This is a genomic window from Limnospira sp. PMC 289.06, from assembly GCF_032350395.1.
Lineage (GTDB): Bacteria > Cyanobacteriota > Cyanobacteriia > Cyanobacteriales > Microcoleaceae > Limnospira > Limnospira platensis.
In genome coordinates this window covers 1-2,476 of the sequence record NZ_JARPLC010000248.1, presented here as the reverse complement: position 1 = coordinate 2,476, position 2,476 = coordinate 1, and the positions used below count along the sequence as shown (strand labels likewise).

The following is a 2,476-nucleotide window of genomic DNA, read 5'->3' as shown; positions in this document are numbered from 1 at the left end:
CCTCGCCTCTGACCATCCCTACAACTGTTTATATGTCCCAACGATTTGTATCAAAGTGATACTAAGTCAAGGCAGGGAACTCAAGGTCAAAACGCCAAAATGGAAATCTTAATGATTCCTTAACAATTGCGGAGAGAGTGACGGCGATAGCCATCCCCAGTTTGAGAAGTCATAACCCTAGGACTGAAGCGGGAAACGGAAGGCTCAGAGATACAACCTAGTATCGGAAATAACGAGACCACTCACTGCCAATCACCCATGATTAGGGAAACCGAATGTCCGGACTGAACCATCGTAATAACTCAAGTAGCGAAACAGGTTGACACGCTACGTCCAAAAGGGCAAGGGGAAAAGTAGGAGCCTTTTAACACTACCTACACAGACCTTTAAAAGTACCCCGGTGGACAGGACAAATATAAAGGTGAAAAGCCCATATAAACGGAACGTCATAATTCTTCCCAGGCTCTAACAATCTGGTCGAGAAAGTTAGTAGTGATAAATGTAAGCGGATGCCCGGGAAGAGGGGAGATGTGACCAGAAGCCAAAGCCCCACTGTAATGGTCGGGATATGCTAACAGGTCACGGTTTGACAGTAAGGAATAGAGATTAGTAGGTGTACAAATGACGATAGCGAGTTCAAAGAGAGGATTTGGGAAACCCAGTCCAATCAAGACTACGACCAACGTATGGAAGGCAATCCCATGGGCGAAAGTTCAACGGAAAGTCTTTAAGCTCCAAAAGTGTATATTCCAAGCAGCTAAATCGGGACAGAGCGCAAAGGTTAGAAGGTGGCAACGTCTGTTGGTGAAGTCATATTACGCTAGGCTCCTAGCAGTGAGGAAAGTAACCCAAGATAATCAAGGCAAGAAAACGGCGGGAATCGATGCTGTGAAAGTAATTTCACCAAAACAGAGACTCGAACTTGTTGAGAACATTAAGGAAAACTCCAAAGCTAAACCACTGCGACGGGTGTGGATTCCAAAACCAGGGAGGGATGAAAAACGCCCCCTAGGTATTCCCACAATCCAAGATAGAGCAAAGCAAGCGTTGGTTAAGTCGGCTCTCGAACCTGAATGGGAATCGAGATTTGAAGGCACAAGCTACGGGTTCCGTCCAGGACGGTCAGCCCACGACGCGATTAGCAGAATCTATACTGCTATAAATCAAGGACAATACTATGTTCTCGACGCTGATATATCAAAATGCTCTTACCGTGAACCATGATTACCTACTGTCCAAAATTCATTGTCCTAGTCGCCTGAAGCGAGATGTCAAACAATGGCTCAAAGCAGGTGTACTGGATAACGGCGTATTTGAGGATACAGAAAGGGGAACACCGCAAGGAGGGGTAATTAGTCCACTACTAGCAAACATCGCACTGGATGGCATGGCTAGATTAATAGAAAACTGTATCCAAAAGAAAAAGGGAAGGAAACAAGCAACCCTAATAAGATACGCCGATGATTTCGTGGTAATATCACCGTCAATAGAAATCATTGAACAGTGCAAAACTGCTATCTCAGAATGGCTAAGAAATGTAGGACTAGAAATCAAACCTGAAAAAACCAGAGTGTGTCATACACTAAACCCCTTACAACATGGGGAACAAACAGAAGAACCAGGATTCGACTTTCTAGGATTCAATATTAGGCAATACCCTGTAGGAAAGCTCAAGACTGGCAAAAACCCACAGGGAAAACCGCTAGGATTTAAAACGCTCATCAAACCTAGCAAGAAAGCAGTTAAAGCCCACACTGAGACGATACAAGGGATAATTGAGCAATATAAAACAAAACCCAAATCAGCCCTAATAAATAGACTAAATTCAATAATCCGAGGATGGTCTAATTACTATTCAGGCGTAGTCTCAGTTAAAACATTCGTCAAGCTGGATTATATAATCTGGCTAATGTTAAGGGCATGGACAGGCTCAAGATGCGGCACGATAAATCACGAAAAGTTGAGGAAATACTTTAGACCGGGAACGGTCAAACTCAGCAACGGGAAAGAAAGACATGAAACTTGGTTATTCAAAACCAAGGAGGGGTTCACACTATGGAAACATAATTGGACACCAATAGTCAGACATACCCTAGTGAGACCGGACGCAACACCATACGACGGAAACTGGACATACTGGGCAACCAGAAAAGGACAAGCAATTGGAACACCAACAAGGATAGCAAAACTACTCAAGAAACAGAAAGGTAAGTGTAAATGGTGTGGACAATACTTTACACCATCAGACGTAATTGAGGTTGACCATATTGTACCTCGATGCCTAGGCGGAAAGGATGTATACAATAATCTTCAATTACTACACCACCACACCCGCGATGACAAGACAGCCCTAGACAAGGCTAAAGCTGTATCCATAACAATGGAACAGTCAGACTAGGAGCCGTGTGAGGTGAAAGTCTCAAGCACGGTTTTGAATGGGAGGGAATGGAGGCGACTCCATTCTCGACCCCTAATG

At 44.1% G+C, this 2,476-nt stretch carries 2 protein-coding genes; both read left to right on the top strand.

Annotation, left to right across the window (positions count from 1 at the left end; all coding sequences use genetic code 11):
- Positions 1-621 precede the first annotated feature (621 nt).
- Positions 622-1,224 carry a reverse transcriptase N-terminal domain-containing protein gene (locus tag P5674_RS26760; RefSeq protein ID WP_014275293.1) on the top strand — a complete coding sequence of 201 codons (603 nt, stop codon included), beginning with the start codon at positions 622-624 and terminating at the stop codon, positions 1,222-1,224.
- Positions 1,214-2,398 (top strand): group II intron reverse transcriptase, encoded by a 1,185-nt coding sequence (locus P5674_RS24105; RefSeq protein WP_014275303.1) that lies wholly within the window; start codon positions 1,214-1,216, stop codon positions 2,396-2,398. Before P5674_RS26760 ends, P5674_RS24105 begins: the two co-directional genes overlap by 11 nt.
- The last annotated feature ends 78 nt before the right edge of the window (positions 2,399-2,476 follow it).

Bases quoted from the DNA above. Each gene is read 5' to 3' on its own strand.
- P5674_RS26760 (WP_014275293.1), top strand. From the start codon at position 622: ATGACGATAGCGAGTTCAAAGAGAGGATTTGGGAAACCCAGTCCAATC.